This is a genomic window from Fibrobacter sp. UWCM, assembly GCF_900129735.1.
Lineage (GTDB): Bacteria > Fibrobacterota > Fibrobacteria > Fibrobacterales > Fibrobacteraceae > Fibrobacter.
In genome coordinates, this window is sequence record NZ_FQWR01000061.1 from 1 (window position 1) to 1,224 (window position 1,224).

Annotated in this window: 1 protein-coding gene; it reads left to right on the top strand. The window is 58.1% G+C overall.

All coding sequences use genetic code 11. The annotated features are described in order from the left end of the window. Positions 1 to 110: 110 nt before the first annotated feature. Positions 111 to 1,224: IS256 family transposase (locus tag BUB22_RS15955; RefSeq protein ID WP_073116669.1), on the top strand; the 1,114-nt coding region annotated here is incomplete at its 3' end.

Below are 1,224 nucleotides of genomic sequence, written 5' to 3' on the forward strand. Positions count from 1 at the left end.
GGTAACGTATATTTTCTTTCGCAAATTCCGCTAAGGGGGTAAAAAAATAGGATGTTCCAATTTTTAGATTTGAAATAACCACAAATCAAACACAAAAAAAGGACCATCCTATGGAAAGAAATATAATCAAAATCGACGAAGCCGGCCTCAAGGACGACCTGAAAACGCTCATCCGTGGCACAGTCGAAGACACGCTCAACGCCATGCTAGACGAGGAGGCGGCAGACCTCTGCAATGCCGAAAAGCACGAACGCTCCGAAGGCCGCAGGAACTACCGCAGCGGCCACTACCACAGGAAACTGCTCACGGGTGCGGGAGAGCTCGACATCGCCGTCCCGAAGCTGCGCCTGGCACCGTTCGAGACAGCCATCATAGAGCGCTACCGACGCAGGGAATCGTCCGTGGAGGAGTCCCTCATCGAGATGTACCTGGCAGGCGTATCCGTGCGTCGCGTGGAGGACGTCACCGAGCTTCTGTGGGGCTCCCGCGTAAGTGCCTCGACGGTGAGCAACCTGAACCAGAAGGTGTACGGCAAGATCGAGGAGTGGCGTAACCGCCCGCTCACCGGGGAATACCCCTACGTGTTCGTGGACGGCATCTACTTGAAGCGCAGCTGGGGCGGTGAGATGACCAGCGTGTCGGTGCTGGTGGCCATAGGCGTGAACGGCGATGGCTACCGCGAGATCCTCGGCGCGGCGGAAGGTGCGAGCGAGAGCAAGGAATGCTGGAAATCGTTCCTGCTAGGCCTGAAGGAACGCGGCTTGAAGGGGGTGCGGCTGTTCACCTCGGACAAGCACCTGGGCTTCCTGGAGTCCGCATCGGAGGTCTTCCCGGATGTTAAATGGCAGCGCTGTACGGTTCACTTCTTCAGGAACGTGTTCACGAAGGTGCCACGCAACAAGTTCGCCGCAGTGGCCGCCCTGCTCAAGGCCACCTACGCCCAGGAGGACCGCGAAGCCACGCTAGCCAAGGTCAAGGACGTTGAACGCAAGTTGCGCGAGATGAAGCTGAACTCGGCCGCGGACATGTACGCGAAGGGAGTTGGCGAAACGCTGACATACCTCGAGTTCCCCAGCCAGCACTGGCGCAATATCCGGACGAACAACATCCTCGAACGGCTGAATCGCGAGATACGCAGAAGGACTCGTGTTGTCGGCTGCTTCCCGGACGGGGAATCGGCCCTTATGCTTGTCTGCGCAAGGCTAAGGCATGTCGCTTCGAAGG